At 45.5% G+C, this 14,471-nt stretch carries 7 protein-coding genes; 4 read left to right on the top strand and 3 right to left on the bottom strand.

Annotated features, from left to right (window positions below):
- Positions 1 to 137 precede the first annotated feature (137 nt).
- Positions 138 to 1,403, bottom strand: a complete 1,266-nt coding sequence (locus AAE02nite_RS02855) for an asparagine synthetase B (RefSeq protein WP_146894933.1) — start codon at positions 1,401 to 1,403, stop codon at positions 138 to 140.
- Between the two features lie 463 nt (positions 1,404 to 1,866).
- On the opposite strand from AAE02nite_RS02855, the gene porW reads away from it, so the two are divergent.
- From porW to AAE02nite_RS02835, 4 genes are all read left to right on the top strand, one after another.
- On the top strand, positions 1,867 to 4,830 hold the full coding sequence (porW, locus tag AAE02nite_RS02850; RefSeq protein WP_146894932.1) for a type IX secretion system periplasmic lipoprotein PorW/SprE: 2,964 nt from the start codon (positions 1,867 to 1,869) through the stop codon (positions 4,828 to 4,830).
- 6 nt (positions 4,831 to 4,836) lie between these two features.
- Positions 4,837 to 7,164 carry a penicillin-binding protein 1A gene (locus AAE02nite_RS02845; protein ID WP_146894931.1) on the top strand — a complete coding sequence of 776 codons (2,328 nt, stop codon included), beginning with the start codon at positions 4,837 to 4,839 and terminating at the stop codon, positions 7,162 to 7,164.
- Between the two features lie 108 nt (positions 7,165 to 7,272).
- A complete protein-coding gene (gene uvrC / locus AAE02nite_RS02840; RefSeq protein ID WP_146894955.1) occupies positions 7,273 to 9,096 on the top strand; it encodes an excinuclease ABC subunit UvrC in 1,824 nt (607 codons plus the stop codon).
- A 149-nt stretch (positions 9,097 to 9,245) separates the two neighbouring features.
- Positions 9,246 to 11,450, top strand: coding sequence for an FUSC family protein (locus tag AAE02nite_RS02835; protein WP_146894930.1), 2,205 nt, complete (start codon positions 9,246 to 9,248; stop codon positions 11,448 to 11,450).
- A 445-nt stretch (positions 11,451 to 11,895) separates the two neighbouring features.
- On the opposite strand, the gene porN is transcribed toward AAE02nite_RS02835, so the two are convergent.
- Both porN and porM read right to left on the bottom strand, forming a co-directional pair.
- A complete protein-coding gene (porN, locus tag AAE02nite_RS02830) occupies positions 11,896 to 12,864 on the bottom strand; it encodes a type IX secretion system ring subunit PorN/GldN (RefSeq protein ID WP_146894929.1) in 969 nt (322 codons plus the stop codon).
- A gap of 14 nt (positions 12,865 to 12,878) precedes the next feature.
- Positions 12,879 to 14,465, bottom strand: a complete 1,587-nt coding sequence (gene porM / locus AAE02nite_RS02825) for a type IX secretion system motor protein PorM/GldM (protein ID WP_146894928.1) — start codon at positions 14,463 to 14,465, stop codon at positions 12,879 to 12,881.
- Positions 14,466 to 14,471 lie beyond the last annotated feature (6 nt).

Below are 14,471 nucleotides of genomic sequence, written 5' to 3'. Positions count from 1 at the left end.
CCAACAAGACCTATTAAATATTAAGTTTGTGGCTCCTGCCTGATTTATTAACCCAAAAACCGAACCATAAATATTATTTTTAATGCTGCAATAGGTTTGGGTACGCAACTTTGATGAAACTTTACTTCTACGGCTACTCAGGTTTTCTGCTTTTTCTTTTTGGCGGCCGGGAACAAAATATTGTTCAGGATCAGCCGGTAACCCGGCGAATTAGGATGCAAAGCTAAATCGGTGGGTTCTTCGCCGGGCATGTGCAGGTAATCTTCCGGGTCATGGCCACCGTAGAAAGTCCAGGTACCTTTACCGGCGGTGCCGTTTATGTACCGCACTTCACCCGCCGATTTGGTTTCGCCCATAATTATTACGTCGGCTTTTACCTGGTCTTTTTTAAAAGCGGTGGTCTGGCCCATAAAGCCTTTAATGGTTTTTTCGTGGTTTTGCGTAAGCATAGCCGGAATCTGATCCCATTTGGCCGAGAATGTAAACAAAGAAAAAAAGTCGTTGTGCTCGTAGAGGTTGCGCTCACGGCGCTGGTTATCGATGCTGGAAAACTCGCCGTCGTAAGGGTTCAGGTTTACATTGAAGTTTTTAAAAGCAAAGGTTTTGTTAAAATCCAGTTTTTGCTGGGCATTCGCATCTACGCCGTCTCCGTCAAACATAACATCCACAATATCTACACCATCGGCGGCCAGGGCAATATCGTAAGTATCGGTAGCCGAGCACATGGCAAACATAAAGCCCCCACCGGCTACAAAAGCTTTTATTTTTTTCACCACCGCCAGTTTCATTTGCGACACCTTGGCATACCCGTATTTCTTGGCAATACCTTCGGCTTCCTCCTGAGCTTGCCTGAACCAATCCTGCCCCCGGAAGTTACGGATGCTTTTACCGTACTGGCCCGTAAAATCTTCGTGGTGCAGGTGCAGCCAGTCGTATTTGAGGAGTTTCTGGTCCAGAACCTCTTCATCAAATATCACATCAAAAGGTATTTCGGCGTAGGTGAGCACCAGCGTAACGGCATCATCCCAGGGCTGTTTGGTTTTAGGCGAGTAAACGGCAATTTTGGGGGCTTTCTCCAGTTTCATTACCTCCATGTTTACTTCGGGGCTGGCAATCTGGGTTAAAATAGCGGTGTAGGCGGCATCGGATATTACCGAATAACTTACTCCGCGCACCAGCAGTTCTTTTTCGAAATTAGCTTCGTGCTTAAAAGCAAAACTGCCGCCCCGGTAATTGAGCAACCAGTCTACTTCCTGCTGATTTTGTAATATCCAGTAGGCAACGCCGTAAGCTTTCAGGTGGTCTTTCTGCGCCCCATCCATGGGTATCAGAATTTCGGCGGCCACCGCTCTATAAGCGAGCAGCACCGCAAAGGTAAGGCAAAAAAGAAAGCGTCTTTTCATGACCGGCAGACATTAACGCGTAAAAACAAATATAATTAATTTGCCGGGCACTTCTAAGGCTAGTTGCCTTTTAATTAAGCTTTAAAGAGTTATTTTATCTTCAAAATAAAGCTTGCTGTTTTGCAACAAAACCAAAACGGCTGTTAAAATAATCTATAGAACAGCCATTGCTCTTTTAAATATCTAAGGCTATAACAGCATAGTTTACCTGCAGCATAAATAATATATAACAAGCTGGCTGGTGAACTGGGCTATGCCTGAAAAATATTATTTCGTTAACTTTGTTAATCGGGTTGGTTGATTTTAAAACCGCGAAATAAAAAGCTATTTTTACAGATTAGTTACCGGTAGTTTTTGAAGCAGCCCCGGAACTAATAGCTACGTAAAAATATTAACCCAAATACCGGCGTTATACTTAGAAATCAATTTGCGGGTATCATCACTATAGGATTATTACCAAATTTTGAACAAAATATTCATCTATACTTCGTGTCTGTGTCTGGCAATCGTTTGGTTGGCTGGTTGTTCGGCCGAACGCCGTAACTTTTTCAGCAAAGCCTACCAGAACACTACTGCCCGTTACAATGCTTATTTCCTGAGCAACGAGCGCCTGAAAACCATGGAGGCCGAAGTAGCGGCTAAAGCCACGCCCGATTACAACCGCCTGCTGCCTATATTTCCGGTGATAGATTCTACCACGGCAGCTGGTTATAAAAAGGAACTCGAAGAGATAATAAAGAAAGCTTCATACCCGATTCAGAAACACGCCACCAGCGACTGGACCGACGACAGTTATTTGCTAATTGGCAAAGCCCGCTTTTATGGCCTGGAGTACGACGAAGCCATTAAAACTTTTAAGTACGTAAACAGCACCAGCCAAAACGAAGTAACCCGCCACGAGGCTTTGGTTTGGCTCATGCGCAGCTTCCTGCAAACCGAAGACCTGGAAAGTGCCAAAGCCGTGTCGGATATCATGAAAAAGCAATTCCTGACGAAGGAAAATGCCCGGCTTCTGTTTCTGACGCGGGCGCAATATTACCTGTTGTTAAAAGATGATAAACTGGCCATTCAGAACTTAAGGCTGGCCATTCCGCTCATCCAAAAGCGGGACGAAGAAGCCCGCATCCGTTTTATACTGGGGCAGCTTTACCAACGGAACGATGAGGAAAAACTAGCCCGGCAGCAGTTTAACCGCATACTCCGCAAAAATCCGCCTTACGAATTAGGCTTCCAGAGCAAGTTGCATTTGGGCCAGGTAACCGAAATAACCGATGCCAGCAGCAAAGAAACCGTAGATAAATATTTCCGGAAGCTGCTGCGCGATGCCAAAAACAAAGAATACCGCGATAAGATTTATTACGAAATGGCACGTTTTGAATTAAAACAAAACAGGCCGGAACTAGCCCTGCAATATTTAACCCAATCGGTTAAGAATTCAACGGTAAATACTACCCAAAAAGGTTACTCGTATTTACTGGCCGGGCAAATTTATTACGATAAACTCCAGAAATATAATCTGGCCCAGGCTTATTACGACAGTGCCGTCCAGGTTTTACCGCCTACGGCCGCCGAATATGCTGCCGCCGCCGAACGCCGCGATGTGCTGAACGATTTTGTAAGCCACTATACGGTTGTAACCCGCGAAGACAGTTTGCAGTTGCTGGCCAGCCTGGATAAAGCTACTTTGGATACCCGCCTGGATGCCATTATAAAAGCTGCCGAAGAAAAAAAGGTTGCTGAAGCTAAAAGAGCCGCTGAAGCCGCTGCAAAAGGCGCCGCTAATAACTCCGGAAATAACCGCAATAATATTTTTGGCAATAACAATCGGGCTGGTGCCGGCGATACCCCTATGGGTACGCCACCCGGCCCGGGCGGCGTCTGGTATTTCGATAACCCGGCCACTATTGGCTCGGCCAAAGCCGAGTTTACCCGGCGGTGGGGTAACCGGCCGCTCCAGGACAACTGGCGGATTAGTACGCAGCAACCTACCGGATCGCAGCAGAATTTAGCGGCCATCTCGCCCGGCGACTCACCCGGAGCTTCACCTGATAGCGCGGCCAGTCCGGAGGATGTGCGCAAAGCATTGCTCCAGGATATTCCGCTTACGCCCGAAATGCGCGCGGCCTCTAACCAGAAAATAGAAACCAGCCTGTTTACTTTGGGCAATATTTACCGCGAGCGGCTGCAAGAGCCGGCCCACGCCATCGAAACCTACGAAAAATTTGTCTCCCGTTTTCCGAACTCGAAAAATACTCCGGAAGCCTATTATGCGCTTTACCTGCTTTATAAAGCGGCTAACGACCCTAAACAGCAAACCTACGCCGCACGCCTTAAGCAACAATACCCCAATAGCCGCTACGCCAAACTGATTGATAATCCTAACTACCTGGCTGAGGTTTCGGCCGGCAATGCCAAAGTACGGCAACTCTACGATCAGGCTTTTGCTTTATACGAGGAACAGAAATTTAAAGAAGCCAACGAAACGATAAATACCATTCGCCGGGATTACCCGGATGCCGAATTGATGGACCGGGTTGCCTTTCTGAATGTACTGATAATAGCCAAAACCGAGCAACCCAGCTTGTTTAAATTAGCGCTGCAGAAATTTATTAAAACCTACCCCAGCAGCAACCTGCTGCCCAAAGCCCAGCAATACCTGGATGCCTTTGCTTTATACGAGAGCGGTAAGTTATCGGAAGCAGAATTTGACCGAACGCACCCGAACCAGCCAAAGCGGGTAGTTGGGGTAAATACCCCGGTAACCCCAGCTGCCTCAGCTACCCAAAAGCCGGCTGCATTAACCAATAAACCCGCAGAAGTTACGCCGAGTAGCGGTAATGCGGGTAATAAAACCCAGGCGGCAAATAATCAAGCCCCTCAGAATCCGGTTGTAGCCAATGCCACTCCGGAAAATAAGGCTCCCGAAAAAACTCCTGCTAATACGCCGGCTAGTACGGCCAATACGCCGCAAGTTAATAACACGCCAAAAGAGAACACCCCGGCCAATAATGCTCCGGCTGGTACACCTGGAGCTACCCCGGTTGCACCGGCACCAGTTCCTGCCAAATATACGGCTAACTTGCAGGCGCCCCAGGTGGTACTAATTATTTATCCGAAGGGCCACGCTGCTTTTACCGGTATTGCCGAAAAAATGCAATCCTATAACAGTAAATATAATGGGTCCGATAACTTAACCGTAGAAACAGCATCCTTTAACACCACGCAGGATATGGTTGTCATCCGGCAATTTACCAACGGCCCGAAAGCCAAAACCTACACCATCAAACAAAAATCACCACAATCGCCGCTGAGTAAGATAAGAGGTATAGAATTTGCTACCTTTGTGATCTCTGCCGATAATTTACCTGTTTTCTTACAAGAAGGTAACCTGGAAGAGTATCTTACATTTTATAAGAATAATTACTAAGTATACATGTCTGTTGCCCGTTCTAAAAAGCTTGTTGCGCCCTCCAAGAAGTATTCTAAAATTGTGGGAGGTATCTGGCTGGCTTTTATAGCCGGCTTGCTGGGGTTTGTGTTGTTTGTGTTTGCGGTTAGCATTAATTTTCTGAATCTTTTCGGCGAGCTGCCCGACTTTAAGACCTTAGAAAACCCCCAAAGTGAAGTAGCTTCCGAAATGTATTCGGCTGATGGTGTGCTGATGGGGAAATACTACCGGGAAAACCGCTCGCCCGTAAAATACCGCGATTTACCCCAGAATTTAGTTGATGCTTTAATTGCTACTGAAGATGTTCGGTTTGAAGAACACTCGGGCATTGACTTTAAGGGTTTGTTAGCGGTTGGGTACTACGGCCTGAGCGGCCGGAGCCGGGGAGCCAGTACGCTTACCCAGCAGGTAGCCAAAAATTTATTCCGCACCCGGGCCGGCACCAGCCGCGAAGGCTTACTAGCCGATATTCCGGGTCTGCGCATGCTGATTATTAAAACCAAAGAGTGGATTGTCGCGATACGGCTAGAAAGAGCTTACTCGAAAAAAGAGATTCTGGAAATGTACCTGAACACCGTAGAATTCGGCAGTAACGCTTACGGTATTAAATCGGCGGCCAAAACTTTTTTCAGCAAAGCACCTAAAGACCTTACCCTGGAAGAATCGGCCCTGCTGGTGGGTATTGTCAATGCGCCTTCGCGGTTTAGCCCGGTAACTGCCAAAGAGCGTTCGCAGAAACGCCGCGACTGGGTACTCTCACAAATGCGTAAATACGGCTTTATTGATGAGCCTACCTATGCCACGGCCGTAGCCAAAGATATCAAACTAAAGTTTCAGGTAGAAAACCAGAATACGGGTATTGCCCCTTACTTACGCGCAGAAGCCGGTAAATGGCTGCTAAGATGGGCCCGCGACAATGGTCATGACCTGTACGCCGGTGGCTTAAAAATATACACCACCATCGACTCCCGAATGCAGCAACATGCCGAAGCGGCCGTACGGGAACACATGAAAACCATGCAGAAGCTGTTTTATGATCACTGGAAAGGACGTAAACCCTGGGTAGATGAAAACGGAAAGACCATCAAAGGTTTTCTGGAATCGGCTATTAAGCGAACAGAACGCTACATTAGCCTGAATAGCCGCTTTGAAGGCAATAAAGATTCTATTAATTATTACCTGAATAAAAAAATACCGATGACGGTATTTACCTGGGAAGCCCCCGGCGAAAAAGAAGTAGTGATGAGCCCGATGGATTCACTGGCCTATTACAAACATTTCTTACATACCGGCTTTATAGCGGTTAACCCCTTAGACGGCAACATTAAAGCCTGGGTGGGCGGTACTGATTTCAAATACTTTAAATACGACCACGTAAAACAAGGACGCCGGCAACCCGGTTCTACGTTTAAGCCCGTGGTTTATACGGCTGCCATCGACCGGGGCTTTTCGCCTTGTTACCAGGTACCCGATATTCCGGTAACTTTTCCTGCCGAAAAAGGCAGAGCGGCTTATACGCCTCAAAACTCCGACGGTAAATATTCAGGCCGTAATTATACTCTACGCGAAGCTTTGGCGCATTCGATAAACACAGTTACGGCTTTCCTGGTTAAGCAGTTAACGCCTGAAACAATTGTAACCTACGCCAAAAATTTGGGGTTGGTATCTGATATTGAACCGGTGCCATCTATTGGCTTTGGTTCCAGTGATGTATCGGTGTACGAAATGGCCGGCGCTTACGGCACTTTCGTGAACCATGGTGTCTGGACCGAACCGATTTATATTACCCGCATCGAAGACAAGAATGGAAATACGTTGTTTACGAACGTACCGCGGTCCCGCGAAGTGCTAAGCGAACAAACGGCTTACCTGATGATTCACATGCTGAAAGGGGCTGCCGATATCCGGCTGGCTTCTGCCTGGCACGGCTTGCGCAACCGGTATAAACTGAAGAACGAAATTGGCGCAAAAACCGGTACAACACAGAACTTTTCTGATGCTTGGTTTATGGGCGTTACGCCCGACTTGGTATGCGGTATGTGGGTTGGCGGCGAAGACCGGAGTATTCACTTCCGGAGCGCCAATTTAGGGCAGGGAAATAAACTGGCCATGCCCATATATGGCTTATTTATGCAAAAAGTTTACGCCGATAAAAATCTGAGTGTATCTAAAGCACCTTTTCCTAAACCAGAACAGCCTTTAACCGTTGAGATAGATTGCAGTAAATACAACAACAGTGTAATCAGCGATACGATTAGCCAGGACCAGATATTGATAATGCCGGCTAAGCCCGATATTGAAGAGGAGATATAAAATAAGCTAAAACCGGTAAATATTTTAGTTAGTAATGGTACTTCATTCGGCCTCTTTTTACCTGCTTAAGTACCAATGCCAACCTTTGCCGGAGAAGAGGAGCCAGCTATGCCTGCCAATGACCGTTTAAAAGATATTATAAGCCATTTGCCGCATAAACCCGGCATTTATAAATTCTTCGACGATCACCAAATTATTTATGTGGGTAAAGCCGTTGACATTCGGAAACGGGTAAGCAGCTATTTTAATAAATCTAATCAGCACAACAAAAAAACGCTGAAGCTCATTTCCAACATCCGGAATATTGAGTTTACCATTGTCGATACCGAGTCGGATGCTTTTTTGCTGGAAAACAGCCTGATTAAGCAGCACCAGCCCAAGTACAATATTCTTTTAAAAGACGGCAAAACTTACCCCTATATCTGTATTACCAACGAGCGTTTTCCGCGGGTAATCAGTACGCGCAATAAAATTGCCGACGGCTCTAAATATTTCGGCCCATACGCCAGTATTACTGCCATGAATGTGCTACTCGAAATGGTCCGGAGCTTGTATCCGCTGCGCACCTGCACGTATAATTTATCGCCCGAAAATATCGCCAAAGGTAAATTTAAAGTATGCCTGGAATACCACATTGGCAACTGCAAAGGCCCCTGCGAAGACCTGATCGACGAAGAATCTTACAACCTGCACATCCAGCAAATCCGCAGCATCTTATCGGGTAATTTAGGCACTGCCAAAAACTATTTTAAAGATAAGATGATGGAAGCCGCCCAGGAAATGCAGTACGAACTGGCGCATAGCTTTAAGCAGAAGTTGGATATACTCGAAGACTTCCAGGCCAAATCTACTGTGGTAAGCAATACGCTCACCAATATTGATGTCTTTTCAATTACCTCGAACGAGAAGTGTGCCTTTGTAAACTACCTGAAAGTAGTAAATGGCTCTATTATTCAGACGCAATCCTTGGAAATTCAGAAAAAGCTGGACGAAACCGACGAGGAAATATTGGCTTCTATGGTTGTCCAGCTTCGCCATGAATTCGAAAGCGACTCCAAAGAAATATTAGTAAATATTGAGCTGACTTTGCCCCTGGATGGACTAACTATAACCGTACCTCAGATTGGTGACAAACGTAAACTGCTGAACCTTTCTTTGAAAAATGCCATGTACCTGCGTAAAGAGAAAGAAAGCATGAACGAAAAAGCCAAGGATACCAACGAGGTGCGTATAATGGAAACCATGAAAAAAGATTTAAAGTTAGCCGAGTTACCCAAGCACATTGAGTGTTTCGATAACTCCAACTTTCAGGGCGATAATCCGGTGGCCTCGATGGTTTGTTTCCGGAATGCCAAGGCCTCTAAAAAAGATTACCGCCACTTTAATATTAAAACCGTTGTTGGCCCTGACGATTTTGCCTCGATGTACGAAATTGTTACCCGCCGCTACCGCCGGTTATTAGATGAAGGCACACCCCTGCCCCAGTTAATTATTATTGATGGTGGCAAAGGTCAGTTGGGAATGGCGGTGAAGGCCCTAAAAGATTTAGGTATTTATGGCCGCATGGCGGTAGTAGGCATAGCCAAACGCCTGGAAGAAATATTTTACCCCGGCGATACCCTGCCTTTGTATATTGATAAAAAATCTGAGTCGTTACGACTAATTCAGCGCATCCGGAACGAAGCCCACCGGTTTGCCATTACTTTCCACCGCAGCAAGCGCGATGCCGGCACCCTTAAAACCGAAATAACCGAAGTAAAAGGTTTGGGCAAAGCCACCGCCGATAAATTACTGGCCAAGTTTAAATCGGTGAAGAAAATAAGAGAACTAAGCGAAGGTGAACTAACCGCCGAAATAGGCAAAAGCAAAGCCCGTATCCTGCTCGAATATTTCGGCAACCAAACCAATCGCTCGGCTCCTGCCGCCATTTAATTTTCCGGCCTAGCCGTTTACAAACTGCTTGAATTATTTTGCTACATTTTGCTTAATTATTTTATCAGCTTTGCGCCAATTATGCGTCTAAAATATTGGCTTTAATCTTTATAATAAATCTTTCGTAGCTTGGGTCAAATTCAGCGCCTATGTTTAGTCCCGGTTTAATAAATAGCCTAAAAGCGTTTGCCCGTCAGGAATATTTTAACCCGGATTTACTGTACGCCTTTATTGTTACTTTAGGTTTGGTTGTACCGCTGGCAGTTGGTTATTACCTCAATAAGCCATTAATAGGCAGTTTTGCTGCAATTACCGGCCAGACCCTCCTGGTAATTAAGTATCAGCATACCTATCCGCAGCGGGCCCTCATATTATTGTTTGGTTTGCTATTCATTTCGGCTGCCGTATTGGTTGGCACCATGTTGGGTACTTATTTCTGGCTGGCCATCTTTATTATGGCCCTGCTGGCTAGCATTTCTTCCTTGCTGAAAGAGTTTGGTTCTTTTGGGCAGGTTATTGGCTTTTGTGCGGTTATCATATTCTTATTAGCCTTACCGCCGCCGCACTCCTTAGAGGTCGGCCTGGATCGTTATCTAGCTATTTGGCTGGGCGGCTTGTGGGCAGCCTTTATATCTTTATTTTTCTGGTTTTTCTTGCCGGATCTGCCTTATTATACCAACCTTGCGCGGCCTTGGGAACTGAGTAGTAATCTGGCCATCTTTTTAGCTTCTACCAACACCCAAAAAGATTATGCTGAACGGGTACAGGAAAAAGAAATATCGCTGCGGCAGGCCATTAACCAAGTATTGCCCTACTTACGTCTTCACCATGTCCGTTACTTTTTTGTCCGCCGCGATTTGCTCAAACTAGTCCGGGCTTCCTCCCGGTTTGGCGCAACCATTATGGCCATGAACCATGCCCTGGAACATTTACGGGAGCATCCGAAAAAGCATTTGTTTATGCCGGCCATTCAGGAACGATTGTTTCTGGCAGCCGCAGCCGCTAAAATTATTGTAAACGCCTTGGTGTTGGCACGTCCACAGGAACTGGATAATCTAAAAATAAAGATAAACCAGCTAAAAGCGTCCTCCGGAGAACTACAACAATTAGATAGTAGCCATCAAAAAGATTTTAACGTTCAGCTAGATTTACACCGGTTTATTACTTTGCTGGATTCAGCCATTCATTATCTCGAAGATGCCCATTTTCTGTTAAGCCGCATCCACCAGAATAAAAAGCTGCCGACTACCAATGTAGCATCTCAGAACCAGACCAGGTTATTACCACCGCTCCGGGCGCTCTTTCGGTTTAAAAACGTTCCCCTGAAGCATACCTTTCGGCTCATGCTGGTTACCTCCGTGGGGGTGGCGCTTTACCTGGGCTTCCAGATCCCACGGGGCTACTGGATTCCGTTAACCGTTATGGTGGTACTGCAGCCCGATTTTGGCACAACACAACAGAAATCTATGCAACGGGTACTGGGTACCTTTCTGGGCGGAATATTGGGCACGTTGTTACTTATTCATCCTTTTTCGCCCGTTATCATTATTCTGGCTATTGCTACTTTTTCGTTTTTATTCATTTACTTCCAAGAACGCAACTATACCATTTCGGTAACGTTTTTAACCATGTTGCTGGTGGCTATGTTTGAAGTTACAGGGCCGATAGATTGGCATTTGGCGGCATACCGGCTATTTGCTACGGTTTTAGGCGTAATTCTGTCGGTAACAGCCGCATTTGTATTATGGCCGGATTGGGAAAGGACCAAAGTCCGTTTTGTAATGGCGCGTGGGTTGCGGGCTAACTTAAATTTATTACATCAGCTCCACCACGAATTAGTGGCTCAAACCGGATTTCATGCCCGCATTATAGCCGACCGCCGGAAAGCTGAGAGCGCCAATATTGATATTGCCGAATCTGTGAAAAGATTACAGCTAGAACCCGGCACTAAGAAGCAAAAACAGAAAATAGCCCAAAACTTGGCCTTTTACAACGTTCGTCTATCGCGGGAGCTGCTTTCTTTAGCTGCTTTGCTGCCCCAAATAAAAACCGATAATCCTACTTACACGGAAGCCGAAACTTATTTGCGCCAGGCAGCCGAACAACTGGAAGACATTATTACGGCACTAATTACCGAAAAGAATTCGGCAAACACCAATCTACCAGGGCAGCCTTTTCCGGCTTATACTTTAAACCTGGAATTTAAAACAGCGGCGGTTTCTCAAGCCAATAGTACCGATCTCCATCTCGATACCGCTATTCTTCAAACCGAAATTGTGCACGAGCAGCTAAATAAAATAGCTGACGCTATTCTGCATTTACACCGGCTGGCTTATAATCTGAATCAACTGTAAAAATTAAGGCTCTTCTTTTTGCAGGCATTCCTAAACTCCAAGCAGTAACTATTTAAGCAGCCACTAAAATTCTCACGAAGTAATCTATAAAATAAATACTGTGCTTAAATGAGTTTTATCCTCCTGATGTTGATCTAAGGGACTCATACCAAATCGCAATTACACCTCCTCTAGCTAACTAACAAATATTTTAAAAGCTCACAAAGGCATCTTTCCGGTATTTTCCTATGGAATATAGTTTAAACTATTTGGTATTTGGTAGCGCAAAATACCCCTGCAAAGGAATAGCAAAAGCGGGTGTTATTGGCAAAATTTTGTTCCAGCTTTCAGTTAGTTCAAATTCGTCCTGATTTTCTTATAATTATTATTTGAATGGGCGTTTCTACTAATCGTTAAAATAAAAAAGGAGCCAAAAGGCTCCTTTTTTATTTTAATTCTTAAGTGCTTAATAACTCCATAGACTGTATTCAAACTCTATCATTTCTTCCAGTGCTCGTTGTGCCGCCAGAATGGCTTGTTCCGAACCACCATGAATAGTTTTCAAATCGTCGTCATTCGGATTAGATACCTTCTTGATATAAGAACCAAACATTCTTAAGTCAAAAGCATCGGCCAGATTCAGGTGAGTAGCATTGTTTTGCATGTTATACCAGATTGCATCTTTTGGATGGTTCCGGAAAACTTTCACTAAATCTTTGTAAGCAAATGCCCCAATAACATCATCAAAGCCGGTTACCGCATTCGGTACTTTCAGTGTGATGGCATGAATATCGTAATACATCCGGGAACGTTTTTTATCAAATATTACGTCCTCCTTCAACTCCAGCTTCTTAATATCCCGTGGATTATACTCAATCGGGCCCATGGGCGCTGCTTCCACCGGCGCTGCCTCAACAGCACCACCTTGGCGTCTTCTGGCGGCATTAATTTGTGCCAGTTGCTTTTCGGCTTCGAGTCTGGCTTGTTTATCCTCTTCAGTCTCTTCTATCTCTTCGCCAGGCTTTACCAGAACCTTACGGTACTCCTCGGGCGTCATAGATTTGTTCAAAGAGTCGTCTTTATAAACCGTTAGCTCGCCCCGTTTTACCGCATCCATTATTATCTTAGTAATCTCATGGTTAACAGAGTAAAGCGGCCGGTTTTGCTTTTCGCGTAAATCTATCACCCGCCAAACAGTACGACGATACATCATATCACTCTCTGGAATTGGCCGGACGGATGGCGTACCGCTATAAGCAGTATTGGCCGGAGCCGCTGGCGCGGGAGTAGTGGTTTGGGTAGCCGTTGCTTGTCTTGTCTGCGTAGGCGCTGCTTGTCTGGGCTGGGTACCACCTGCAGCCGGGGTTCTGGTCTGGCTAATTGCCTGAACAGACATACCCGCAATAAACAAAACTATTAAATAAACTCTGTTCATGACATTCTAAAATATTAATTCAATGTTACGATAGTTGGCTTGGAAGCGTTCGGAATTTCTTCGATATCGTTTTTATAGTTTAAACGAACCACTTCTCCAACCTGAATTACCAATTTATCGCCGGGTCTTGCTTTTGCCATTAAACCAGAGATATTGGCCATACCGGTCGGGAATACTTGCTCCCCAATTTTATCGGTACCTCTACCCAAAGTTACTTTTACTTGCGTAGCCTGGTAGCGGGCATCTTCTCTAAAAGAACGGGCAAAATCTTCATCCGGTTCTACTCTAACAGAAACCTGACGCGGTGAACTGGCAGGTAAACCTCTCATTGGATCTACCGGACGACCGTTTACCAATACTACTACATCGGGCTTTGGCGTTTTCCGGACATCAAAGGTTTGTGAACCTATCTTAACGCCGCCGCTGCTAACATTCATGGTTACCTGCTTGGCAGTTGGGTTAATTAACACTTCACCTTTTTTGCTGCCTTTGGTAAAGCTTGCACCAGAACCGGAGAATACCGGGTCGTATAAAGCGCCTAAAGCAGGTACCTGGGCATTTAAACGATTACCACACTTAAAATACAGCGCATTTACCGAAGCCGATTGTATTTGCAATTCCGGTTCTACTACAAAATACTTCTGTGATACATTAAACGTAGTATCGCGGCCATTATTGTTTAAAGTAATTTTACCAGTCCACTGTTTTTCAATTAAGCCGTCTTTGTTTTTAGCACCACCGGCAGCAGCGGTAAATTCTATCTGGCCACGGCCGTTTACTACTTTTACCGGTCCGGCACTGGAAGACATTTTAGGCGAAATCGCATCAGAGAAAGCAGTTAAGAACATTTCGGCGCGGTACTTGGTACCAGCAGCAACAGTCTTCGACTCAGCACTGGCTGTTGCTAATATTTTATCAAACTTGATAATATCAGCACCAACTTTGCTAGCTAATGATGCTAACGCATCTGCTTCGTACTTCAGAATTTCGGTTTCTTTTTGCGCCATTACAGCTAAAGCTGCTACCAATGGGGTAGCCTCAAAGTTTAAATGGGCAAAATCCTTCTTACGCTGATCCGGGTCTTTCCGGGCAGTTGGGTCTTCTGAACCACCTAAAGCTAATTTAGCCGGTACGTTGGCATTGTGTTGCCGCATAAAAGCCGCATACTCGTTCAGCTTTTTCTCCAGTTCGTAAGCTTTGCCATTGCGTTTACCACCAATCATAGTCACCGCAATTGCTTCTTCTTCGCCGGCATTTTTATAACCTTCACCTTCGCGGCCACCCGATTTTGTAATTATCGTTTCGCGTAGCTCGTGAATGTACGATACCATTTCGGCCGTTTTGGTGCGCACCTCATTCGCCTGCGCCACTACTTTTTGGTCGTTCGCCCGGTTACCACCTTCGGCAACTGCTTTGGCAATACCTTTTACCAAGCCCGTATTATCTCCTACGGTTTTGTTGTTAACAGTCATTAAACTGTCATCCAGGTATTTAAATTTCAAAATGATTGCTGAGCTTACCTGAAGGGCGAGAAGTGCGGTCAGTACCAGGTACATCATACCGATCATCTTCTGCCTCGGGGTCTCTTTTAGTCCAGCCATATACTA

Source organism: Adhaeribacter aerolatus, assembly GCF_007991635.1.
GTDB lineage: Bacteria > Bacteroidota > Bacteroidia > Cytophagales > Hymenobacteraceae > Adhaeribacter > Adhaeribacter aerolatus.
The sequence above is the reverse complement of the archived record's forward strand: the minus strand, read 5'-3'. Positions and strand labels throughout refer to the sequence as shown.